Raw genomic sequence first — 23,700 nt, 5'->3', positions numbered from 1 at the left:
CATACGCGTTTCCGCCATGATTAAGCGGCTGCTTGTTGTTTCGCTTCTGCTTTGTTCTTTAGGAACGCGTAAGTGAAACCTGTTACCGCTGTACCTGCTGCGATTGCTACCAAGTACATTAGCACTGGTGAGATTGCGTTAGGGATAAGCAGTACGAACAAACCACCGTGTGGTGCCATCAGTTTTGCACCGAACAGCATCGATAGAGCACCAGTTAGTGCGCCACCCGCCATACATGATGGGATAACACGCATTGGATCTTTCGCTGCGAATGGGATTGCACCTTCAGAGATAAAGCACAGACCAAGCACGAATGAGGCTTTACCTGCTTCACGCTCGCTTTGCTCGAACTTGTTCTTAGCAATGAACGTCGCAAGACCCATACCTAGTGCAGGAACCATACCCGCGGCCATGATTGCAGCCATTGGTGCGTAAGTTTGCGAAGCCAATAGACCTACACCGAATGCGTAAGCAGCTTTGTTTACTGGACCACCTAAGTCGAAACACATCATCGCGCCAAGGATAATACCCAGTAGAACTGCACTGTCTGAACCCATGTTGTTTAGGAAATCAGTTAGGCCGTTCATGATGCCAGATACTGGGCCACCCACGATGTAAATCATCACAAGACCCGTGAACAATGTCGCCACGAACGGGATGATAAGGATAGGTTTAAGTGCTTCCATTGATTGTGGAAGTTTTACTTTGTCGGCAAGGAACTTAGCAGCGTAACCTGCGATGAAACCTGCTGCGATACCACCGAGGAAACCTGCGCCAGTTGAGCTTGCTAGCATACCGCCAACTAGACCCGGAGCCAGACCCGGACGGTCAGCAATAGAGAAAGCGATGTAACCAGCAAGAACAGGGATCATCAATGCGAATGCAGAGCCACCACCGATGTTCATTAGCGCTGCTGCTAGCGTGCCTTCTTCTTTAAACGCTTCGATACCAAATACGAAGGATAGGGCGATAATCAAACCACCGGCAACCACAACTGGAAGCATGTGAGATACACCTGTCATTAGGTGTTTGTACGCGCCTTTCTTCTCTTCTGTTGCTGATGATGCGCTAGAAGAACCAGAGTGTTGGTATACGCTTGCTTGTTCAAACGCTTTGTCCATTTCTTCCGCTGTTTTCTTCAGAGCTGGACCGGTTTTAGTGCGGTACATCTTTTTGCCGTTGAAGCGGTCAAGAGGTACTTCGATGTCTGCTGCGATGATGACCAAATCTGCGTCTGCGATTTCTTGGTCAGTCAGTTGGTTTTTCGCACCTACTGAGCCACGCGTTTCCACTTTAATTTGGTGACCGCGACGTTTGCCTTCTTCCTCTAGTGCTTCTGCTGCCATGAAGGTGTGTGCAACGCCGGTTGGACATGCAGTGATAGCAACAATCTTCTTAGTTGCAGATGCGCTTTCTGCTGGTGCTGCTACTTGTGCCGCAACTGTGGTTGCTTGCTCTAGCGTTGCTGCACTTTCAACCGCAGTTTGTAAGAAAGCGGATGCGTCTTTCGCTACGGTGCTGATATCTGCTTGGTAGACTTTTTTACCTACGAAACGAGAAGTATCAACTGGAGTGTTAGCCGCAATTACGATCGCTTCTGCTTGTTCAATGTCAGCGTCTGTCAGCAGTGTTGGTTCAACCACGCTTGATTGGCATTCAACCTTTGCGTTCCAACCCAGCTTCGCCGCTGCTTGTTCTAGTAGACCTGCCGCAATGATGCTGTTCGCAACACCACTTGGACAAGCTGTAATAATGGCAATATTCATACTGATAACCTTCTGTTCCTTAGTTTTTGTCTAAGTTCGTATTAGGGTAAAGCTCGGTTACTTGCGTTTGGAGCTTGATGTTCTCCAGTTCTTCCTGACTGGTTAGGCCAACGCCAACTTGGCTCACTGCTAGGGCAGAAAGCGCAGTAGCGAAGCGCAGTAAATCGTTTTTCGGCATCACTTGCATGTGACCCCAGCACAGGCCAGCAACAAGCGTATCGCCAGCGCCAACAGTGCTTACTACATTCATTCGTGGTGGTTGAGCACGTAACCATTCGCCTTGGTTCAGCCACATCACGCCGTCTGCACCCATAGAAACCACGATGTTCTCAATGCCTTTATCGCTTAGCGTTTGCGCCGCGTCTTGGCATTGTTCTGGCGTTGAAAGGTGCTCGCCGACAAAGTCACTTAGCTCCTCGTCGTTTGGTTTGATCAACCAAGGATGAGCGTCGATGCCTGCGCGTAGTGCCGCCTTGCTGCTATCGAACAAGACTTTCTTGCCTTTCTGATGCAGCTTCTCAATCCATGCCGCGCATTGCTCTGCAGTAACACCGCCCGGTAGGCTGCCTGCCAATACAAAGTAATCGTGTGTTTCTGCAAGGCGGAATAGGGTTTCTTCAAAGCGTGCGATTTCTTCTGCCGTAACTTGAACGCCAGGGAAGTTGATGTCGCTCACTTGGCCATCTGCTTCAACCAATTTTACGTTGATGCGAGTTGCGCCTTCGACCTCAACGAACTCGTTTTTAACCTTGATATCGCTAAATAGCTGGTGGAACAGCTCTGGGTTGTCTTTGCCAAGAAAGCCCGTCACAGTTACGTCTGCACCTAGGTCACTAAGCACTTTCGCTACGTTTACGCCTTTGCCAGCCGCGTGTAGGTTGCTCTTTTCAACTAGGCTGACAGAACCCACTTTAATTGAGTCCAGCGAACCTGTTAGGTCAAGGGCAGGGTTAAGCGTGATGGTAACGACTTTGTTTGTTTTCAATGCTGTCATTCTCTCGCCCCTTAACCTTCGCCAAGACCAGATGCGATTGCTTTGCCGATTGACTCAAGTGCTTGTGCAGCATCTGGACCTTCAGCAGAGAATTGAAGCTGGTGGCCGTGTTTCACACCTAGCGCGATAACTTTCATTAGGCTCTTCGCGTTCACTGCTTTGCCGTCGCCACCTAGGTTTGCCACACGAATGGTCGATTCGAACTTCTTCGCTTCTGCTACTAGCATTGCGCCTGGACGAGCGTGTAGGCCGTGGGCGTTTTTGATCTTAAAGATTGCCGTGTTGCCATCTTCAGCCGCTTCTGTTGCCATTTCTTCGCCTTTGAACAGTGCAAGGATCTGTTCAGCAGAAGCATCAAGTAATTTGCTGTGTTCGTTGTTAAACACAAGCTTTGAAATCGTGCTTAGGATAGATTGGTGAGCATTGTTGCAAGCTGCAAATGCAACTAGAGCACGCACTTTCTCGCCTTCGAATTCACAATCATTTGCTGTTGATACAAAAGAAACACCGGTGCGCGTTACTTGCTTATCACTACCTACTAGCCATAGACCTTGACCAAGGTGCGTTGGCGTTTTTGTTACTAGATCTGCAACGAACTCTGTACCTGCACAACCTGTGTTTTTAAGTAGGCCGCCAGCAACCGCGCTCATTTGAATCATGTCGCTTGCTGGGAATAGCAGTTGAATGAGAGAAGCATCGAAATCCGCCTCTAGCTGAACGTCGCCATGAAGCAGGGCAATAATGTCGTCTTCGTTTTTCGCATCACGTAGACGCTCTTCAACGCCATCCGCACCCAGTACTTTTGTTAGCTGCTTAAGAATGCCCAAGTGCTCGTCTGATTTCGCTGCAATACCGATTGCAACGTAAACTGTGTTGCCGTCGCCCCATTCAACGCCTTCTGGGAAGTGGTGAACAGCAACGCCGGTGGTTTTCACCATTGAGCGCGTGTCAGTCGTGCCGTGAGGAATTGCGATGCCGTTACCTAGAAACGTAGAGTTCTGGTTTTCACGGTTTAGCATGCCTTCTACATAGCCTTGTTCAACCAGACCTTTGTCTGTCAGGCTTTTCGCGATGCTTTTGATCGCTTCAAACTTATCTGTAGCGGATTGAGATAGGGTAATGTCGTTCTTACTTAGCTTAAGCATGGTGCTTCTCCAGCCTTAAGGTATCTATTTCTAATTCATCTTGGCTACGCAGAGATTGGTTTGCGTAACATCGTTTATCTGTTTTGCTTAACAAAAGAAACTGAATCGATTCAGCTTTTGGTCAAATTTTTTTAAACACTCAGCGAAACTGTTTCTAAAATCGAAACTTAACCATTCATGGCTTTATGCTTTTAAAGCCTAGCAAAGGGAGCCGGTATTGCGTGATTTTGGTGACTCTCGTCAATTTTTAAGTTTTGCTGAATCCTTTCAGCTTTTATACTGAATCGGTTCAGCATATAATTCAACTTATCGAAGGATCGTTGATGTATTAATATGATCCCGCGCACAGAACAGGGCTTAGAATATGACACTGGATGAAATAGCAAAATTAGCTGGGGTTTCGAAGACCACAGCAAGCTATGTGATTAACGGAAAAGCGCAGAAATACCGCATCAGCGAAAAGACTCAAAAGAAAGTCATGGCGGTGGTTGAGCAGTACAATTACAAACCGGATCACGCAGCATCTTCTTTAAGAGCGGGCAACTCACGTTCGTTTGGTTTGATCATTCCAGATTTAGAGAACACCAGTTACGCACGTTTAGCAAAACTGATTGAGCAGAACTCGCGTAAAGCGGGCTATCAAATTTTGATTGGTTGTTCTGATGATGATCCGCAAACGGAACAAAAGGTTGCAGAGGCGCTCGTGAGTCGTCGTATTGATGCGCTATTCGTCGCGAGCAGTATGCCAGCAGCGAGCGAGTATTATCTCAAACTACAAAACTCCGGTACGCCCGTTATTGCGCTTGACCGCCCTATGGATGACGAGCACTTTTGTTGTGTGATCAGTGAAGATTTTGATGCGGCGTTTGAGCTTACAGAATCAGTATTGTCGCCTGAGATTGAGTCCATCGGCCTGATTGGCGCATTAGAAGAACTGCAAGTCTCTAAAGAGCGTGAACTGGGTTTCCGTTCTGCATGCCAGCAAAAAGGTAACGAGGCATTAGTAGGTTATGGTCAGCACTTCTCTCGTGAAGAAGGCAAGAAGGTGTTAGAAGGGTGGATCGAAAAGGGCAAGCTGCCAGATGCTGTGGTGACCATGTCTTACACCTTATTAGAAGGCGTATTGGATGTGATGTTAGAAAAGCCAGAGTTGATGGGCAAAGTACGTTTGGCCACCTTTGGTGATAACCGCTTGCTCGATTTTCTTCCAATCAAAATCAACTCGCTCCCACAGCAGTTTGAGCTGATCGCCGACAGCGCAATGGAGTTGGCGCTTAATGCTTCAGCTAAGCGCTATAAAGCAGGAGTGGAGTTGATTCCGCGTAAGATTGTAAAGCGCCACACCGAAACTAAAGCTTAATTTCTACCGTCAGCGCCACAAATGCGTGGTCGCTGGCGTTTTTATCCCTCTCAAAAGACGGATTGATTAGGTGCGCATCCAGCACTTGGTAATTCGTGACTTCTGCTATTGATACATCTTCATGAGAATCGAACTCTTGCGACAACAGTATGTAATCCAAAACATTACCTTTTGCGAAGTGATAATGGGTTGCAGGCCTTGAGTCCAGCAGTGGTGTTACTTGTAAATCCCAACCATCATTAAGTCGCAAATCAGTGACGCTGTCACCATACTTTTCAACCAACGCCTTGTTCACACTGGCATCAGTGATGGGTTGGTTCATGTCACCCATTAATACCGTTGGCATCGGGCTACTCGCATAGTGCTTTTGCATGGCATCACGCAACATTGCCGCTTCCCAGCCACGTTGTTGAGTTGAGAGCCATCGGGCAATCGGTCTGCTTGCCTGTTCGGGGGCATCTGTGTCCGCAGGGCGTTGAGATTTTAAATGCGTCACATAAACCGTAATATGGCCGATAACGGGATGCACAATGCTCGCTCTAACCGGTTTTCGACTGAAAGGGGGCGCGGTGAGGTCGCCAAAGGCAGCGAGTGTTTCTTTGTCGAACGTAACTGCTTCATAATGTTCAATCGGAAAACGCGAAGCGACGGCGACAACAGGACGCGAGTGGATATAATCGCCTTCGACATGTGGTGTATCGACACAGGCAAAGTGTTCGTAACCGATCTCAGCAAAGAAGTTTTTGGTTTCTTCAATGCTGAACACTTCTTGCAAGCCGATGATGTCAGGATTGAGCTGTTCGATTTGTGATTTTGTCCAAGCGAGTTTGTCTTGCCATTGTTCTGTCGAGTAGATGTTCTCGAAATCATAATAGGCATTGGGTGGGGCGATAAAGTTAAATAGATTCGCCGTGGCGAAGGTGATTTGGCTCGTTTTAGACAAAATGACGCTCGTTCAAGGAGTTATTGGGTGAGTATATACCCAAATAGCAGAGATGAGTGAAGATCACGTTTCTATTTGTACGCATTCCGTTTAAACTCCGTTCATCAAGATTAATGAGTACCGAACATGACCCAAGATTACGAAAACGAAGAGTATTTAGAAGGCGAAGAAATTGAAATCGAAGCGATTGGCATCGACGTCGACGCGCACCCAATTGAACTGTATAAGCTTTTTAAAATCGCAAACTTGGTGAGTGGCGGTGGTGAAGCAAAACACATCATCGAAGAAGGTTACGTTGCGGTAAATGGTGAACTAGAAACGCGCAAGCGTCGCAAAATGTACGATGGTGATTTTTTCGAGTTCAACCAAGAATATTATGTTGTTGTCTGTGACGCGCCAGTAACTGAACCTGAATCTGCTGAAGAAAAAGCAGAGAAAAAGGCGAAGAAAGAAGCACAAGCGGCTCGCAAAGAAAAGTCTCGTTCGAAAAAGAACGACAAAGCGAACGTTAAAGGGCCGAAATCAACAGGCCGTAAAGCCGCGCACAAAGAGCGTAAAGCACAGAAAGAAGCCTTATCTCAATCGGCTAAGAAAGGCAAAAAAGAGGATAAGCCTAAAGCGACTCGCGATCCGAACAGCGGCCGTAACTCAATCGACTTCTTTTAATTGATGTTGGTTTGATTCGATAGATTCGAATAACTAAAAAGCGCCGACTTAGTGTGACTAAGTCGGCGCTTTTTATTTGTAGAGTGGGCGAGGATGCTCGTATGAGCTCAATGCAGAAGCTTATTACTATTAACCTGATTCGTCCAATGGTGGATTGCGTTAGGCTTACCGAGGTAAAAACCTTGGTAATAATCTAAGTCTAATCGTTGCATGGCGGAAAGCTGAATGTTTTCCTCTACACCTTCTATCACGACTTTCGCATTCATCTCTTCAGCCAGTTCTACTGCGTTTGCAATCGCCAGCGTATCACCTGAACAATAATCGAGAAGGTAAGAACGGTCTATCTTGATGATGTCGGGGCAAAGATGTTTAACGCGAGACATGTTTGAATGGTGAGAGCCAAAGTCGTCAATAGCGAACAAGAAGCCATTCGCCCTCATCAATTGGACGGCTTCTATCAAAAGCTCAGTGTCACCACAAGATTCTTCAACTACTTCAAATACGACGTCAGAGGGGTGCATTCCAAGCTCCTCTAAGCGTTTGTACAGAAGGCCGTTATCTTTGAAACCCATATCTTTAGTTAGGGTAAGCAGCGTTTGAGGCATGACATTAAGAAATAACTTAATTGTTGAACCTGCGAAGTGCTTGGCAAAGTTACGAATATGAATAGCACGAGATAAAAACTCGATACATAGACGAAAGTAGGTATCAATACTTGCATCAGCAAAGAACAGGTCTGGCCGAATGTTAGCGCCGTCTACACCACGAATGCGGAGTAGGGCTTCCATACCGATTATGTTTCTATGCTTATCGAAGATAGGTTGATAAACACTGTAAAACGTATATTGGTTGAGCACGACATAGTATTCACCAAGACTGTCCTGTCTTATGTACTGCTCGTAGTCGGACTGCTGCTTTAACTCCATGAAAAACGCCAAAAAACTAGCATGGCAATGACTGTAACAGGATGGAGTTCCGATTTGAAGGCTTACAAAGTCTTAAATATGAGGGCTTTTAAGTTAATTTGAAATAGATTCCGATTTTTTCTCTATGTATCTAAAAATCATTGATAGACCGAAACAAATCAGAAAGTAAACGAAGCCGACGATTAACCAAATTTCGAAAATGTAGCCTGATGAATTGGCCATCTCTGTGCCGACAAAGGTCATTTCTTGAATCGAGATCAGCGAAACGATAGAAGTGTCTTTAACCAGTGAAATGGTTTGTCCGGCGAGGGCAGGTGTAATTGCTTTGAGTACTTGTGGGGCAATTACAAAACGGTATTTGACCCAGCGAGATAAGCCGAGTGAATCTGCAGCTTCCCACTGGCCTTTATCCACGCTTTGCAAACCAGCGCGAACCACTTCAGCAATATAAGCGGAAGACAGTAAGCCGACACAAAGCACACCAGAGGCCAAGTTTTCCCATAGGTTTGGTGGACCAAATAAGAAGTTCTGCAGTGCATTTGTATCTCCGCGATAGTTGCGCAGAAGATCTTCTAACCCAAGTAATGGGATTAACTGGTTCGAGATGAAAAAATAGAAGATGAATACGAATACCAAAGGTGGAATGTTTCGTACCAATTGAATAAAAGCGTTGGCAGGTGTGCGTAGCCAAGCTGAGGCTGAGAATCGAGCTAAACCAAGTAGAGTGCCCAATACGAGAGCAAAGGTTATGCCCCAAAGGCTTAAGCGCAGCGTTGAGATTAGGCCTTGGAAGAAATACGGCAAGCCGCCGTCAGCTCTTGGGGTGAATAAGAGGTCAATGGCTTCTTTCCAATGCCAGATGTAGTTTACGCCAACGGTAGAACGATGATAGAGCCAAACCCCAGCCAACGCGCAGATGGCAAGCAGTACCCAATCGAGTAGGTTAAAACGACTTAAGAAAAAGCCTGATTTTGCTTTGGTTGGTGCAACGCGAGTGGTGGTTTGTCCGCTCAAAGTTTGACTCCGATAGTAGAGAAGAAAACCGACCCGAAGTACGAGTCGGTGTTGTTAATTCGTGCGATGATTAAGGTTATTGACCTTGTGCCACCTGGTCTTGCCAATCTAGCGTTGAGAACCAGTATTCGTAGCGCTCATCTAACCAACCATCTTGTGTGCGAGCTTCAATCCACTTGTTAAAGAAGGCTTTTTTGTCTTCTTCTCCTAGGCGAACCGCAAAGGCTTCGTTACCTTTTGATAAGCGCTCAGTAAATGGAATAAACAGCTTATCTGCGTGTTTGATCGCTTCATGCTCCGGTTTCGGGCTTGATGCAATGACTGCGTGTGCGTTGCCGTTTAGTACTTCTTGGAATGCTTGAGCATCGTCATCAAACTGAAGGATCTTCGCTTTAGGGAACGTCTCACGCGCTACTTGCACTGTGAACGCGCCACGACGAGCGGCAATTTTTATACGGCGAGAGTCAAAGTCTGAAAACTCACTAAAGCCAGCAGCTAGCTCTTTGTTTGCTGCTACTTGAACGCCTGAGTGTGAATACGGTTCTGTGAACAACACGCTCTTTGAACGTTCTGGCGTAATCGACATGCCACCAATGATTACATCAAACTTCTTAGCAAGAAGAGCTGGGATGATGCCGTCCCACGCTGTCGGTACGAATTCAACTTGTAAGCCTGAATCTGCGGCTAGGCGTTTCGCTACATCGATTTCAAAACCAATTAACTCACCTTGTTTGTTACGCATTGCCCAAGGCACAAATGTCGACATACCAACGCGAAGCGTGCCGCGGTCTTTGATTTGATCAACATTTGGGGTCGCGGCTTCTTCTTTTGCAAGCGAAGGCAAAGCAATCGCAAGCCCCAATAATGCAGTAATGGTCGCTTTGAATAACTTCATGTTATCTCCTTATAATTTGCGCCAACTGGCTCCTAGTTTGTGTTCTAGCCAAGCGGATAGGCCAGAAAGTGATAGTGTAAGAGCAAGGTAGATTGCTGCTACGCTAAACCAGATTTCAAACGGCATGGCCGTTTCCGATACGATGTTTCTCGCTTCGGTCGTTAAGTCAAAGATTGCCATTACGCTGACAATTGAAGAGTTTTTAATAAGAGAAACCACTTCATTCGTCAAAGGTGGCAAGGTGCGTTGCAACACTTGCGGAAGTATGACGTCTTTGTAGGCGAAGAAAGGCGATAAACCTAATGTCTTCGCAGCTTCAAACTGACCTTTTGGAATGCTGTTTAAGCCAGCACGGAAGATCTCGGCGGTATAGGCTCCTTGGAATAAAGACAATGCGAGGACTGCGGTGCTGAATCTATCCAAGCCAATGACAGGACCAAAGACGAAGTAGAGTAGATAAATCTGTACCAGTAGCGGCGTATTACGAATAAGTTCGACATACGTCGTTCCAATCGCATTACCAACTCTGGAATCGCTAAGCCTTAAAAGCGCAGTCACCAATCCAATCACTAAAGTGAAGAATAGACTAATCGCAGAAATCTTTAGCGTGACGATAAGTCCTTCGATTAATTCTGCCGGCCACCACTCACCATCTTCGTAGAAGGCGATATAGTCAGGTACACGTTCCCACTGCCATTGATACCCCATTGCTTGAGCACCAGAATCTAATACCCATGCGATAGCGATGAGAAGGACAGTGATTTGTAGTAACGCTTGAAGGACAGGTTTGAAGATTCTATAGACCATGTATTTAGTAACTCAGAATCTGATTTAAGAATGCCTGCGTCCGAGGGTGCTGCGGTGTCTCAAAAAGTGCCACAGGGGAGTTCATCTCGATGATTTCACCTTCATCCATAAAGACCACTCGATTGGCGACCTTTTTGGCGAATCCCATTTCGTGCGTTACACAAATCATGGTCATGCCACTTTGTGCTAACTCCACCATCACGTCCAACACTTCGTTGATCATTTCAGGATCGAGCGCCGAAGTCGGCTCGTCAAATAGCAGTAAATCTGGTTCCATACAGAGCGAGCGTGCGATAGCCACACGCTGCTGCTGACCACCAGACAGTTGAATTGGGTATTTGTTGGCTTGTTCTTCGATGTTAACGCGCTTGAGATAATGAATTGCACGTTTTTCCGCTTCTTGCTTAGAAAGCTTTAGCGTGCGGATAGGGGCAAGAGTGAGGTTTTCTAACACCGTGAGATGTGGAAACAGGTGAAAGTGCTGAAAGACCATGCCGACTTTACCCGGTTTTTGTGCTTTAGAATTGGCAGGGTGTTCGAAGACGCTGAGCTCACCTTCTTGGATGGATTCTAAGTGGTTGATGCAACGGATTAGCGTGGATTTTCCTGAGCCAGAAGGGCCGCAAACAACAACGATTTCACCGGTATGTACTGAAAAATTAATGTCTTTGAGGGCGTGATATTCACCATACCACTTGTTTACGCCGCTGAACTCAACAACGATATTTTTCTCTTTCAAGGCTGCCAACTTTTAGAATAAATTTCTTTCTACAATAACAAGTTATTAACCGTATTGCACCTGTTAATCAAGCATAAACTGTCCAACTGGTGAGCAAATAACTCGTGATAAAACTAATCAATAATATAGTCAGTTTTAGAGAAAACGGATCACAATTGCGAAGACAGACATCGTGATAAGAAACTGTGCAGAGTAGTAGGTTGTCATCACCACTTGGCGCGAAAATACCGATGTACTGCCAAATCGTTCGAAGGCAAGGACAACTCCGGACATAGTGAAGATGAAACTGCCGAGAACCGCGAAGGCCGATGATTGGGTCTTTCCACTGGCGTAGTACTCCATCGCCATCCATAGCATTGTCATCAAAACAAAGATATAGCTAGCTACCGACCACTTTTCTTTCCCCAAATCGGGTTTAAAGAAGAAATAGGCACAGACGCCTACGCCAAATACGGCAAATGGCAACCAAGGTGTGAAGTGCCATGCTGCCATATTGATGAAGCCCAAAGCGTAACTAATTTGGGCAAGACAAAACAGTTTAATGCCCGCAACAAATTTGTCTTTTGGGTGCATTAAGATTAGGTCACCCATGAGTGACAATGAGAGACCGCCAATGATCCACTGGGTGTAGGGGAGGTGGCTTGCCGGAGACAGCATTAGCATCCCAATCATTGCTGCGATGGGTAGCGGTTTGGTCAAAAAGAATAACCACTTAGGGCCAGTCTTGATACTGATGATATGTATGAGCGCGCAAGCTACGACAATCAGCCACATACGATTAACTCTTGAATAGACGACTAAACGCTCATTTTTATGAGCAAGCAAAAAATGGACACATCGACTAGTAAGCACTTGGTTTGTTTTTGGTCATCGACTTACATAACAACATCGAACTATCGCCTATTTGTTATTTTTTTAGCAGAAAAGTTCAATTTATATCGATTTGTCAGTGTGCGGCTAAATTACCATAAAAAAACGGTATTGTGTCTGCGCGGACACAATACCGTTAAAAAAGGCAGAAATTTGATAGATCAGGTCGTTATGCTACGGCGAGATCTAGGATCTTACGACTGTTTTCTAGGTCAATCGCTTGGTTCTCGCCAAGAACGGTCATGCCGTGCTTTGATAGCTGTGCAATTACTGAGTCAATAGCGGCTTCACGATCATCACCGTAACCTTCAAGTTGAGTTGCTACGTCTAGCTGATGATAGAAAGCTTCGATGGCTTGAATCGTGCGTTCTGCCAAATCTTCACTTTCTGATAAGCCAAATACGTTACGACCCATTTGCTCAAGCTTAGGGCGTTTGAACTGCATTTGGTTACGAAGTAGCGATGGTTGGATGATCGCTAGTGAGCGTGCGTGGTCTACGTGCCAAAGCGCAGTTAGTTCGTGACCAATCATGTGAGTCGCCCAGTCTTGTGGAACGCCACTACCAATAAGGCCGTTCAATGCTTGGTTTGCTGTCCACATTAGGTTCGCACGCCATTGGTCGTTATCACGTTCTGCGAACTGATCGCCGAGTACTTTTAGGTTTTTAAGTAGCGCTTCTGCATAGCCGTCTTGAACCATTGCGCCTGTTGGTAATGTTAGGTATTGCTCACAAACGTGAACCCATGCATCCACAAGACCGTTGATAAGTTGACGCTCTGGTAGGGTCTTCATTACGTCTGGGTCAAGAACTGCAAACTTCGGTTGAACTGCAGGTGCTAAGAACGCCAATTTATCTTGCGTTTCTTTCTTCGTGATTACCGCGCCCATGTTTGACTCGGAACCTGTTGCAGGCAGTGTCAAAATGGCTGCGAGTGGTGTTGCTTCTGTTACTTGGTGTTTACCTACCATGATGTCCCAGCCATCACCATCGTACTTAGCCGCTGCTGCAACATATTTAGAACCATCAATTACTGAGCCACCACCAACAGCAAGAATAAAATCAACATTCTGCTCTTTAACGGTCGCTACCGCTTTATCCAAGGTTTCTTTCGTTGGGTTTGGCTCTACGCCAGAGAATTCAAGCCACTCGCGACCTTCAAGTGCTTGTGCAACTTGGTCGTACACACCGTTCTTTTTAATAGAACCGCCACCGTAGATAACCAGTACTTTTTGGTCTGCAGGGATTGCATCTTTGATTGCGGCAATTTGGCCTTGGCCAAAGAAGATTTGAGTAGGGTTGACGTATGAAAAGTTCATTATTAGACCTCTTGCTTCCAATGTGAGGATGATTAATACATGCATATTAGTATGCGTTAACGGCGCTGAGTAGACCGATTTCTGCAAATTTATTGCCTATTTCTACAAATATACCGTTCTTGTGCTGGAACTGTAATCGGAACTCCAAGTATAGTGCGTGCATAACTATTGGAGTGACAAGATGAAGACACTTGCTGAGATCATGCAGCAGTACGCCACTAAATATGGTTTAGATGATTTAGAAGGCATTAAAGAAACCGCCATTGATGGTGTGTGGTTTTATCGCAGTAGCAAAGGCAATAATCGTCAACCTTTTGTTTATCAATCAGGGATTATTGTTTTAGGGCAAGGTTACAAGAATATTCATATTGGCCAAACGCCAGTACGTTATGGCCCTGACGATTATTTGGTTGTAGGGGTCCCTATGCCACTTGAGTGCGAAGCAATTTCTGTTAACGACGAGCCTTTGTTGGGTATTTCCATTGATATTTCTCCCGCTATGCTTCAAAAGTTGGTCAAAAAACTGGAGTCGCAACACTTCAGTAATACTTGTGAGGACGCTGCTCGTTGTGGGTTGAAATCGGTTCGTATGAACGATCTAATGCTGGATGCGTGCAAACGCCTAATGACGGCATTGTGTAACGATCTTGAAGTCGCGATGCTTGGCGACATGCTTCTAGAAGAGATCGTCTACCGTACTTTGGTGAGTGAATCCGGCCATGTTCTTTTTGAGCTCGCACATCAAGAGGGGGCGTATGCGAGGGTTGCAAAAGCATTAAACCGCGTTCATCAGGAATACCACGAACAACTCAATGTACAAACCTTGGCGGAAGAAGCGAACATGAGTGTCTCTGCATTCCACCAAGCGTTTAGAAGTGTGACTCTAGAATCGCCTTTGCAATACATCAAAAAGGTGCGTTTAAACAAAGCTCGTGAATTGATTCAGCTTGAAGGAAGAAGAGTGAATGACGCCGCGAGACAAGTGGGCTATAGCAGTCCTTCTCAGTTTAGTCGTGAGTACAAGCGGCACTTTAACGAAACGCCAAGATCAACAAAGGCTTAGTGATCTTTATTTCAAAATTAGGACTTTTTTTGTGTTTTTTAATTATTTGCGATCGATATATTTATTTGAGTAATAAAATTAGTTATCGGTGCAAAATAAGATGTCATTCGTTGCAAGGTTTTAGTGGATTCTTGAGAGGTGTTGCTGAAAATCTATAAATTCTTAGTGTGAAACTCTGTACTTGTACTTAAGTTATTTTACGTCGAAACAAAAGTAATGATGCGCAGTATTTAAAGCGTATTTTGTATTGTACTAACAATAACTTAAGGAAGAGCAATATGCACCTTAGAAACGGGAAAGCAGTAAAGAGTGTATTTACACTCAGTACGTTAACTGCATCTTGTCTAATGGCCTTCAACAGCTATGCAGCCGTTGATTGTACGCCGTTAGCGGCTTGGGATTCGTCAAAGGTTTACAACGGCGGTGACCAAGTTCAACACGAAAACAGCGCATACAAAGCGCGCTACTGGACGCAAAACAACAACCCTGCACAGTCCGGTCAATGGGGGGAGTGGGAAAACCTTGGCGCTTGTGATGGTGGCCCAATTGACCCACCAGTGAATGAAGTTCCGACAGTTTCATTAACTTCACCTTCTGCGTCGGCTTCAATTACAGCAGGTGATGTTGTTACTCTTGCTGCGGATGCGGCAGATACGGACGGAACCATCAGTAAAGTTGAATTCTTTGTTGATGGCGCTCTAGTGGGTACGTCAACTGCAGCACCTTTCACAGCATCATGGACGGCGACTGAAGGCGCGCATGAATTCTCAACGAAAGCTTACGATGATAAAAACGCAGTGAGTGCGGCAAGTGCTGTAACCCTCACTGTTAATGCCGGTCAGCCTGGTAATGAAGCACCAACCGTTGACGTAGCGCTCTCTGCAACGACTGTGGATCTTGGTGGTACGGTAACGGTGACTGCAAACGCAGCTGATGCTGACGGTGCGGTTGCGAAAGTGGAATTCTTCGCAGCAGGCACACTGATTGGTACAGCAACTGCTGCTCCTTATTCGGTTGACTTTACTGCAGCAACTGCAGGCAACGTCTCAATTTACGCGAAAGCGACAGACGATGCTGGTGCGACAACAGACTCTTCTCTTGTATCGTTAGTGGTTAATGGCGGTGCGGTTACTTCAAACTGTCGTCCAGATGGTCTGTATCAAACGGCAGGTGTCGACGTTCCTTACTGTACTATTTACGATGAAGATGGTCGTGAACTAATGGGTACAGATCACCCGCGTCGTGTTATCGGTTACTTCACAAGCTGGCGTAGTGGGGATGACCCGCAAGCTGCATACTTAGTGAAAGACATTCCTTGGGATCAGCTAACACACATTAATTACGCGTTCGTGAGCATTGGCTCAGACGGTAAAGTGAATGTGGGCGATGTAACAGATCCAACTAACCCAGCAACAGGTAAAACATGGCCAGGTGTTGAAGTTGACCCAGCACTGGGCTTTAAAGGTCACTTCGGCGCACTTGCAACTTATAAGCAAAAACACGATGTTAAGACGCTAATTTCAATTGGTGGTTGGGCTGAAACCGGCGGTCACTTCGGTGCTGATGGTAATCGTGTTGCTGACGGTGGTTTCTACACCATGACGACCAATGCTGATGGCTCTATCAACCATGCTGGTATCGAGAAGTTTGCAACGTCTGCCGTTGAAATGATGCGTACCTACAAGTTTGACGGTCTAGATATCGACTACGAGTACCCAACGTCAATGGCGGGTGCTGGTAACCCTTACGATAAAGACTTCATGGAACCACGTCGTGCTTACTTATGGGCATCTTACCAAGAGCTGATGAAAGTTCTACGTGAGAAATTAGATGCGGCTTCTTCGCAAGACGGCATCCACTACATGCTAACAATCGCGGCGCCTTCTTCTGGTTACTTACTGCGCGGTATGGAAACGTTCGACGTTACTAAGTACCTCGATTACGTAAACATCATGACCTACGACTTGCACGGTGCTTGGAATGATCACGTTGGTCACAACGCTGCCTTGTACGACACTGGTAAAGATTCTGAGTTGGCACAGTGGAACGTATACGGCACGGCGGCATACGGTGGTATCGGTTACTTGAATACTGACTGGGCGTATCACTACTTCCGTGGTTCTATGCCAGCAGGTCGAATTAACATCGGTGTTCCTTACTACACTCGTGGTTGGCAAGGTGTAACGGGTGGTGATAATGGCCTATGGGGCCGAGCAGCACTTCCTAACCAATCTGAATGTGCTCCTGGCACTGGTGAGGGTGAGAAGAACAATTGTGGTCACGGCGCTATCGGTATCGATAACATGTGGCATGACACTGACCCTAAAGGCAACGAAATGGGTGCAGGTTCAAACCCAATGTGGCATGCGAAGAACCTAGAGAAAGGTATTTGGGGTTCTTACGCTCAAGCTTACGGCCTAGATCCTGTGAACGATCCAACGGACAAGTTTGTTGGTTCTTATACTCGTCACTATGATGATGTTGCGGTTGCACCATGGCTATGGAATGCTGAGAAGAGCGTTTTCCTATCGACAGAAGATAAAGCGTCTGTACAAGTGAAAGCGGACTACGTTATCGACAAAGAAATCGGTGGCATTATGTTCTGGGAACTGGCAGGTGACTACAACTGTTATGTACTAGACGCAAATGGCAACCGTACTGCAATCGACGCTACAGAACAGGCTTGTGCGGCGGGCAATGGTGAGTACCACATGGGTAACACTATGACTAAAGCGATTTACGACAAGTTTAAGTCTGCAACGCCTTACGGTAACAAGATCGCAACTGGTGCGATCCCAACCGAAGCAGTAGACATTGCAGTGAGTGTTGGTGGTTTCAAAGTTGGTGACCAAAACTACCCAATCAACCCTAAGATCACGTTCACCAACAACACGGGTCAAGCTATCCCTGGTGGTACGGAATTCCAATTCGATATTCCTGTATCTGCTCCGGATAACGCGAAAGATCAGTCTGGCGGCGGTCTAAGTGTGATTGCTTCTGGCCATACTCGTGCGAACAACATTGGTGGTTTGGATGGTGTAATGCACCGCGTATCTTTCTCGCTACCAGCATGGAAAGACCTACCTGCGGGCGGCACTTACGAGCTTGATATGGTTTACTACTTACCAATCTCTGGCCCAGCTAACTATACGGTGATTTCTGGCGGTAAAGAGTTTGCGTTTAAGTTTGAGCAACCAGACCTACCAATTGGTGACCTAAACTCTGGTACTGGCGGCGGCGGTGGTACTGAGCCGGGTACTTGTGACACTGCGGGTCTAGTTACTTACCCAGATCTTCCACAAACAGATTGGCAAGGTAACCCAAGCCACGCTAACCAAGGTGATAAAGTGATTCACAATGGTGTAGTGTACCAAGCAAATTGGTGGACAGCATCTGAGCCGGGTAGCGATGGTAGCTGGGCGACAGTATGTAACATCTAATCCGTTTTAATCGGTTATGGAAAAGCGCGCGATGTAAATCGCGCGCTTTTTATTATAGGAGGTTAATAGTGTTACCAATGGCGAGTCAGTTAGAATTCATACCCCTCAGGGATAACCACGATGCCTTTTTCCGATACGTGGAATCGCTTTGCATCCTCGATCTTGTTCATACCGATTTGAGTGTGTGGTGGGATGCAAACATGTTTATCGATAATACAATTCACGAGTTGGCAGCCTTCGCCTACTTCAACATCATCAAAAATAATGCTGTCCACGACAGTTGCGCTGTCTTGAATACGCACATTCGATGCAATAACCGAGTGCTGAACTGAACCGCCTGAGTTGATTACGCCGTTTGCAATGATGGAGTTAATGAAAATACCCTCATTGCCAGTAGCAGAAGAAACGGTTCGTGCTGGTGGAAATTGAGCTTCATAGGTTCGAATAGCCCAATTGGGTTGGTACAAGTTCATCGGTGGAACGGGTTCTAACAAATCCATATTTGCTTCATAGAAAGAGTCAATCGTACCCACGTCGCGCCAATAGCAGTCTTTGTCAACCCGGCCTTTGCTGCCACAAAATTTGTACGCGTAAACCGACTCGGTATCAATGAGCTTAGGAATGATATCTTTACCAAAATCGTGGCTCGACTCTTCGAGTTGCGAGTCTTGTTCGAGAGCGTCTTGCAATACATCCATATTGAAGATGTAAATTCCCATCGATGCGAGACTCTGTGTCGGATCATCAGGCAGAGTAGGTGGGCTTTCTGGTTTCTCGATGAAAGACTGCACCAAACCACTTTCATTTGTTCCCATCACACCAAAAGCGGTTGCTTCTTCTACAGGAACATCCATACAAGCTACAGTTAGTTTTGCTCCGTTCGATTTATGCTCTTCGAGCATTGCCGCGTAGTCCATTCGATAGATATGGTCACCGGATAGAACGACAACGTACTTGGCATCATTACGGTCGAGAAGCCACATGTTGTGGTAAATAGCGTCCGCAGTGCCTTCGTACCATGCACCACCTTTGCGCATTTGAGGTGGGACAGCGGTAATGTACTCACCAAGTTCGGGATTAAAAACGGACCACCCATCTCTTAAGTGTTTTTGTAATGAATGGGATTTGTATTGAGTGAGAACTAATATCTTTCTTAAACCTGAATGAAGACAATTAGTTAGCGTAAAGTCGATGATTCGGTATTTTCCTCCAAAGGGGACCGCAGGCTTTGCCCTATCATCGGTCAATGGACTGAGTCGAGAACCCATTCCTCCAGCTAAAATTACGGCGAGTGCATCTTGCATAATATTCCCTTTCCCTTGTTCTTCGTGTCCTGAAGCAGCGATAAGCCTGAGGAGTTAGCCAACTGCTCGCGTGCTTATATTTGACGTTATGTAATGCTACATAACGCATTACAAGATTCGAGCCACAGAATTTTTCTAATAGAATCAATGCGCTTTGAGCAAAATGGAAGGTTGGTTGCACTATATTAGGGAGTTAAGGAATATACCGTGCACTATATTGGTGAAAGGGAGGTGTGGAAGTAGGACCTTGGTGTTGGTTTACACTGTAAAGCTATTTAAAAACAGAGGATTAAGAGGGTTAAGAGGAATAAATGGAAAAATAGGAGTGTTGAACACTCCCATTCTATTTTTAAATTCGCATACCTTAAGACAGGCCGATAATATTGCCTTGATCATCAAGGTCCAAATTCATAAATGCTGGTTTATCTGGTAAGCCTGGCATGGTCATAACATTACCTGAAAGCGCGTAAACAAAGCCAGCGCCTGCGCACAAACGCAGTTCTCGAATTGGTACGCTAAAGCCATTTGGTGCCCCTTTAATGGCAGAGTCGGTTGTAATCGATAATGGTGTCTTAGCAATACAGACCGCTAGGTTATCAAAGCCGAGCGCTTCAAAGTGTGCTAATTGTTTTTTCGCTTGCTCGCTCATGTCGATAGTTGACGCCCCATAACCCGCTTCACACACTGCCATCAATTTTTCTTTTAGAGGCTGTTCTGGCGTGTAAAGGGGACGGAATGATGAGGGCTGCTCACAGGCTTCAACAACATGTTGCGCCAACTCAATCGTGCCTTCACCCCCTTGGCCAAATGCCGTGCTCACGGCCACTTTTACATCCGGATTGAAACGTTTAACCAATGACTTCAACTCACTAAGTTCTTCTAATGAATCTTGAGGGAATTGGTTAATAGCGACGACCGCAGGAATACCATATTTATGGACATTGTTAATATGCCATTTTAGGTTTTCAAATCCTGCTTCTAATGCGGCTTGGTCAGGGTTAAAGATTGAATCCGGAATCGCCATACCTGGGCGAAGATCATAATGACCCGAATTGGCTTTTAGGCCCCGGAGTGTTGCTACGATTACCACACAGTCCGGGGCTCGATTCGCTGCCGAAGCTTTAATATTGCACGCTTTCTCGAAACCCATATCAGAACCAAAACCCGCCTCAGTGACAACGTAACTAGAAAGTTTTAATGCAATTTGATCGGCAATGATAGAGGAGTTGCCATGGGCTATGTTGGCAAAAGGGCCTGCGTGAATCAACGTAGGTACACCTTCCAACGTTTGCATGAGTGTTGGGGCAATGGTGTCTTTTAGTGTGACAGCCATAGCTCCTGCGACTTGTAGATCTTCCGTCGTAATCGGTTTGCCTTCTAAATTGTAAGCGACAACAATCCGACCTATACGCTGGCGTAAGTCGTTTAAATCTTTTGCAAGCGCGAGTATCGCCATCAGCTCGGAAGCGGCAGAGATATCAAACCCTTCATCACGCTCAAAGCCGTTAATGGTTTTACCTTCTTCGTTCAGACCAATTTTCACCATACGCAGTGCGCGATCGTTATGGTCCATAACACGTTTCCACGTGATACGCTCAACGTCGATTTTAAGCGCAGTTAAACCCGTTCGTGCTTCAAATGCCTCATAGCCTTCTCGTTGTTCATGGTAAAGACGTGCATCCAATGCTGCAGAAGCAAGGTTGTGTGCTGCGGTAACAGCATGAATATCGCCTGTGAGATGAAGATTTAGTTCGTCCATAGGGGCGACTTGAGAGTAACCACCGCCAGCTGCACCACCTTTGACTCCAAAGACTGGCCCCATTGAAGGTTGGCGAATGCATGCCATGACCGATTGGTTAATCTTGGAAAGGCCTTGTGATAAACCAATAGTGGTAACGGTTTTACCTTCACCAAGAGGGGTGGGCGTGATTGCAGTAACCAATACCAATTTACCGTCTTGATTTGTATGAAGGCGTTGAAGGCACTGGGGGTAAACTTTGGCTTTATATTTTCCGTGTGTATCAAATTCGTGCGGTAAAAGGCCTGCGTTTGCGGCAACGGTAGCGATGGAAGATAACGGTGTGTTTCGGCAAATTTCAATATCAGACTGCATGGATACTCCAAAAAAATGGCTAACACGTAGCGAGCAACATTAGCCATCTGAGCTGCGGCCTTGTTGTTGCGCAAACGTTTGCGCGAGAATAATACTAGTAAAAAATAAGGTGTAAAGCAGTTCGTGCGCCTTAGCGTGCTACATCATAACAAAAACCACTAATTACTGCGCTAGATCAAAACAAAAAGGCCACCAAATGGTGACCTTCGCATATTTATTGCTCTAAGTACTTGGTTCTTATCGATCCCAGTAGGTCTCTTCTAGACTATCTTCGCGTTCTGGTAGCGCACGTGATAGACGAGGTGAGTGTTGTGTCAGTACTTCGTAGCTTACGCGGTTTGCGTATTTACAAATTTGCGACAGAGAAGAGTAGGTTAGGCAACGTACTTCGTGTTTCTCTGAGTTTGGCACTTCTTTATTGTGGAATGAGTTAGCTGCCATGTCGTGCAACAGTGCAGAGAGCGCAGCGTCGCCAGCTCCATTCGTGTTTTTAATCTCAAGAGGGCCGCCAAGGTATGGACCAATGTGAGAGTACACTTTCATTGGATTCTGGCAGTCGTCTTTACGCATTGCACGGCTAAACTCAAACTTGTTGAAGTCTTCAATTGAGCCTTCAAGAATATCGTGAGTGGTTTCACGCTTCACTTTTTCATCCGTGTAGCCAGCCATGTAAAGGCCATCTGGACCAGCAGTGCAAAGAACAAGGTCCACCCATTCCAGAGCTTTGTTTGCAGCAGCAAGCGGATCATTCTCACCTGTTAACGCTGCTCCTTCTTCTTCATTCATTGCGACAACTGATACGTTCTCGCGAATGTACTCTTGCCACCATTTAGCATTACCTTCGATAACGTATTTAGTGCCTAAAGTCAGTACCACAGGGACTTCGTGTTTCTTTGCAAACTCGATAGCGCGTTGAACGGCTTGCGGCATCTGGTCTTCTTCTTTACCACGCATTAGGTAAGAAGAAACCACAAGAGCAGAAGCTTTGGTAAATACTTCTTCCGGGATGCTCTCTGGAGAGAGCTTGTTCATATGACCTTCATTGATTGCGAACGTACGTTCACCATCTTGAGTGATCAGTGTGTAACAGCGACCAATCGGACCATCTACGGTTTGTAGGTGGTTCAAGTTCATACGAGAAGAGGTACGGCATAAGTAGCGGTATGCGAATGAACCTACTTGGATGTTTTTAGACATCACACCAAGAAGTACGGATTTACTGTCTGCAAGTACCGAGTAGTTGTGAAGCGTGTTGCCGATTGTGTCACCAGGGTATTGGTGCGTAATCAGGCCTTGTTCAACGAGCTCTTCGTACAGTGCATCAGCTTTACTCTCTTCAAGAACGAGAGAGTGACCTTTACTTAGGTTATATTTTTCTAAAAACGCATCATCTACACGCGCTTCGATATCTACGATGGTTTGACCAACACCGACAACCGTTGGACGGTACAATTTAGGTGCTTGTCGAATTTGGTTTACTAATGGATCTCGAGCGTGAGTTGGGAAGTAGTGTTTAGATTTTCGCTGACCAGGAAACTTCATGCTTGTTCTTGAGTGAGAAAAAAAGAGGCGGGATTATATCACAAAATTTTGAAAATCGTTCCGTTTTATTGCAAAGAAATTTGCCCGCTGAAAAATTCAACGGGCTGCTGTTTTTACAAACAATTTAGACTTAATTTGTCGGATTTACCGTCGGTTCTACATACGCTTTTGTTCCATAAAGAGGGACAGTAGACAGGCTGTGTTTGAAGCTGCCTTCTGTTTCTTTGGTCGTGTAAGACAAGTAAAGCAATGTTTGGTTTTCTGGATCGTAGATACGACGTACTTTCATGGTTTTGAAGAAGATACTCTTTGACTTTTTAAAGACCACCTCACCCGATTTGCTCTTGTCAATTTTTGCAATCATCTCTGGTGTGATATCGCCTGTTTGACGACATGAGATGGAGCTGTCACTTGGATCAGACAAGCTTAGGTTTGCTTCAATAGAGGCAATATGACAAGTCACACCGGTAACGACCTCATCTTGAAGATGACCGATCTTGATGTCTTTCATTGTGAACATGCCCAGTGAAACATCCCCAACTTCGTTATCGCTACATCCAGCTAATACCGTCACCAAACCCAAAGCAAGCAAGCTCTTTTTCATTTTTTCATCCCTTAAATAGGCAAATTTATCGAATCAATTTATCAGACGTACGCAGTTAAAACAAAATTTGGCGTTACCTCAGGAGTTTAGCTAGGTTTGTAAGAGGCTTCATGCTAATGTACCGCTCCATAACGGGTGACGCCTATATTTCTAATCAAAGTCCCGTCTTTACTCGCTGCCAATGAATAGCG

General features: G+C 45.8%; 19 protein-coding genes. 4 read left to right on the top strand and 15 right to left on the bottom strand.

The genetic code is table 11. The features are described 5' to 3' along the window. Window positions 1-20 precede the first annotated feature (20 nt). From fruA to fruB, 3 genes are read right to left on the bottom strand one after another with little or no spacing between them, the layout of a single operon-like run. Window positions 21-1,766, bottom strand: a complete 1,746-nt coding sequence (fruA, locus tag C1S73_RS23965) for a PTS fructose transporter subunit IIBC (RefSeq protein ID WP_038870854.1) — start codon at window positions 1,764-1,766, stop codon at window positions 21-23. A gap of 19 nt (window positions 1,767-1,785) precedes the next feature. Then, the gene (gene pfkB, locus C1S73_RS23960) at window positions 1,786-2,760 is read right to left on the bottom strand and encodes a 1-phosphofructokinase (protein ID WP_038870852.1); all 975 of its coding nucleotides are present in this window, start codon (window positions 2,758-2,760) and stop codon (window positions 1,786-1,788) included. 11 nt (window positions 2,761-2,771) lie between these two features. Beyond that, window positions 2,772-3,905, bottom strand: coding sequence for a fused PTS fructose transporter subunit IIA/HPr protein (gene fruB / locus C1S73_RS23955; RefSeq protein WP_038870849.1), 1,134 nt, complete (start codon window positions 3,903-3,905; stop codon window positions 2,772-2,774). A gap of 364 nt (window positions 3,906-4,269) precedes the next feature. Here fruB and cra point away from each other — a divergent pair, with 364 nt between their 5' ends. Then, window positions 4,270-5,265 carry a catabolite repressor/activator gene (gene cra / locus C1S73_RS23950; protein ID WP_038870847.1) on the top strand — a complete coding sequence of 332 codons (996 nt, stop codon included), beginning with the start codon at window positions 4,270-4,272 and terminating at the stop codon, window positions 5,263-5,265. Here cra and C1S73_RS23945 read toward each other — a convergent pair. Next, complete coding sequence (locus C1S73_RS23945; protein ID WP_038870844.1) at window positions 5,255-6,208, bottom strand: endonuclease/exonuclease/phosphatase family protein; 954 nt, start codon at window positions 6,206-6,208, stop codon at window positions 5,255-5,257. The genes cra and C1S73_RS23945 overlap by 11 nt on opposite strands. Window positions 6,209-6,334: 126 nt before the next feature. On the opposite strand from C1S73_RS23945, the gene C1S73_RS23940 reads away from it, so the two are divergent. After that, a complete protein-coding gene (locus C1S73_RS23940; RefSeq protein WP_038870841.1) occupies window positions 6,335-6,874 on the top strand; it encodes an RNA-binding S4 domain-containing protein in 540 nt (179 codons plus the stop codon). Window positions 6,875-6,981: 107 nt separating this feature from the next. On the opposite strand, the gene C1S73_RS23935 is transcribed toward C1S73_RS23940, so the two are convergent. The 7 genes from C1S73_RS23935 to C1S73_RS23905 all read right to left on the bottom strand — a co-directional run bounded on the left by C1S73_RS23935 (window position 6,982) and on the right by C1S73_RS23905 (window position 13,443). Next, window positions 6,982-7,800: an EAL domain-containing protein gene (locus C1S73_RS23935; RefSeq protein WP_038870838.1), complete on the bottom strand. Its 819-nt coding sequence runs from the start codon at window positions 7,798-7,800 to the stop codon at window positions 6,982-6,984. 93 nt (window positions 7,801-7,893) lie between these two features. Next, on the bottom strand, window positions 7,894-8,814 hold the full coding sequence (locus C1S73_RS23930) for an amino acid ABC transporter permease (protein ID WP_038870835.1): 921 nt from the start codon (window positions 8,812-8,814) through the stop codon (window positions 7,894-7,896). Between the two features lie 76 nt (window positions 8,815-8,890). Next, the gene (locus C1S73_RS23925) at window positions 8,891-9,709 is read right to left on the bottom strand and encodes a transporter substrate-binding domain-containing protein (protein WP_038870832.1); all 819 of its coding nucleotides are present in this window, start codon (window positions 9,707-9,709) and stop codon (window positions 8,891-8,893) included. Window positions 9,710-9,718: 9 nt separating this feature from the next. Then, the gene (locus C1S73_RS23920; RefSeq protein ID WP_038870830.1) at window positions 9,719-10,516 is read right to left on the bottom strand and encodes an amino acid ABC transporter permease; all 798 of its coding nucleotides are present in this window, start codon (window positions 10,514-10,516) and stop codon (window positions 9,719-9,721) included. Between the two features lie 4 nt (window positions 10,517-10,520). Continuing rightward, window positions 10,521-11,255, bottom strand: a complete 735-nt coding sequence (locus C1S73_RS23915; RefSeq protein WP_038870914.1) for an amino acid ABC transporter ATP-binding protein — start codon at window positions 11,253-11,255, stop codon at window positions 10,521-10,523. 135 nt (window positions 11,256-11,390) lie between these two features. Continuing rightward, complete coding sequence (locus tag C1S73_RS23910) at window positions 11,391-12,029, bottom strand: lysoplasmalogenase (RefSeq protein ID WP_038870827.1); 639 nt, start codon at window positions 12,027-12,029, stop codon at window positions 11,391-11,393. A gap of 265 nt (window positions 12,030-12,294) precedes the next feature. After that, window positions 12,295-13,443 carry an iron-containing alcohol dehydrogenase gene (locus tag C1S73_RS23905; protein WP_038870824.1) on the bottom strand — a complete coding sequence of 383 codons (1,149 nt, stop codon included), beginning with the start codon at window positions 13,441-13,443 and terminating at the stop codon, window positions 12,295-12,297. A 181-nt stretch (window positions 13,444-13,624) separates the two neighbouring features. Here C1S73_RS23905 and C1S73_RS23900 point away from each other — a divergent pair, with 181 nt between their 5' ends. Then, entirely contained in the window at window positions 13,625-14,506 is an 882-nt protein-coding gene (locus C1S73_RS23900) for an AraC family transcriptional regulator (RefSeq protein ID WP_038870821.1), read from the top strand. Window positions 14,507-14,784: 278 nt separating this feature from the next. Next, window positions 14,785-17,946 carry a chitinase C-terminal domain-containing protein gene (locus C1S73_RS23895; RefSeq protein ID WP_038870818.1) on the top strand — a complete coding sequence of 1,054 codons (3,162 nt, stop codon included), beginning with the start codon at window positions 14,785-14,787 and terminating at the stop codon, window positions 17,944-17,946. Between the two features lie 89 nt (window positions 17,947-18,035). On the opposite strand, the gene glgC is transcribed toward C1S73_RS23895, so the two are convergent. The 4 genes from glgC to C1S73_RS23875 all read right to left on the bottom strand — a co-directional run bounded on the left by glgC (window position 18,036) and on the right by C1S73_RS23875 (window position 23,509). Further along, complete coding sequence (glgC, locus tag C1S73_RS23890) at window positions 18,036-19,292, bottom strand: glucose-1-phosphate adenylyltransferase (protein ID WP_102778987.1); 1,257 nt, start codon at window positions 19,290-19,292, stop codon at window positions 18,036-18,038. Window positions 19,293-19,614: 322 nt separating this feature from the next. Next, window positions 19,615-21,363: a formate--tetrahydrofolate ligase gene (locus tag C1S73_RS23885; RefSeq protein ID WP_038870812.1), complete on the bottom strand. Its 1,749-nt coding sequence runs from the start codon at window positions 21,361-21,363 to the stop codon at window positions 19,615-19,617. Between the two features lie 237 nt (window positions 21,364-21,600). Beyond that, window positions 21,601-22,905, bottom strand: a complete 1,305-nt coding sequence (locus tag C1S73_RS23880) for an inosine/guanosine kinase (RefSeq protein WP_038870810.1) — start codon at window positions 22,903-22,905, stop codon at window positions 21,601-21,603. Window positions 22,906-23,035: 130 nt separating this feature from the next. Beyond that, the gene (locus C1S73_RS23875) at window positions 23,036-23,509 is read right to left on the bottom strand and encodes a CreA family protein (protein ID WP_038870808.1); all 474 of its coding nucleotides are present in this window, start codon (window positions 23,507-23,509) and stop codon (window positions 23,036-23,038) included. Window positions 23,510-23,700: the final 191 nt, after the last annotated feature.

Source organism: Vibrio jasicida 090810c (assembly GCF_002887615.1).
Lineage (GTDB): Bacteria > Pseudomonadota > Gammaproteobacteria > Enterobacterales > Vibrionaceae > Vibrio > Vibrio jasicida.
The sequence above is the reverse complement of the archived record's forward strand: the minus strand, read 5'-3'. Positions and strand labels throughout refer to the sequence as shown.